Origin of the sequence: Xenorhabdus bovienii, assembly GCF_024721015.1 — a bacterium.
Taxonomy (GTDB): Bacteria; Pseudomonadota; Gammaproteobacteria; order Enterobacterales; family Enterobacteriaceae; genus Xenorhabdus; species Xenorhabdus bovienii.
Genome location: NZ_JANAIF010000371.1, coordinates 1 through 337, shown reverse-complemented (window position 1 = coordinate 337; position 337 = coordinate 1). Strand labels below are relative to the sequence as shown.

Annotated in this window: 1 protein-coding gene; it reads left to right on the top strand. The window is 62.6% G+C overall.

Translation table 11 applies throughout. The annotated features are described in order from the left end of the window. Window positions 1-337, top strand: a 337-nt coding sequence (locus NXS07_RS22655; RefSeq protein ID WP_258087639.1) for a phage baseplate assembly protein V, incomplete at both ends; no start/stop codon positions are given.

The following is a 337-nucleotide window of genomic DNA, read 5'->3' as shown; positions in this document are numbered from 1 at the left end:
AACAAGTTTTGGTGCTGGCGATAGGGGGTGAACTGACCACCGCGTTTGTCGCCGGCTCGCTCTACTCTGCCGCCCATACGGCGCCGTCGGCCTCTGCCGAAGCGGTGCGCGTGACCTTTCCCGACGGGGCGGTGATGGAATACGAGCCGCAAAGCAGCGCCTTAACCGTGACGGGCATCAAAACCGCCACCGTGACAGCCTCCACATCGGTACAGGTCACGGCACCGCAAATCACCTGCACAGCCGGCAATCAAATCACCCTGGATACGCCGACCGTCATTTGTACCCACCATCTGAGCACGGGCAGTCTGGCCGTGCGCGAAGGCGGCACGATGCA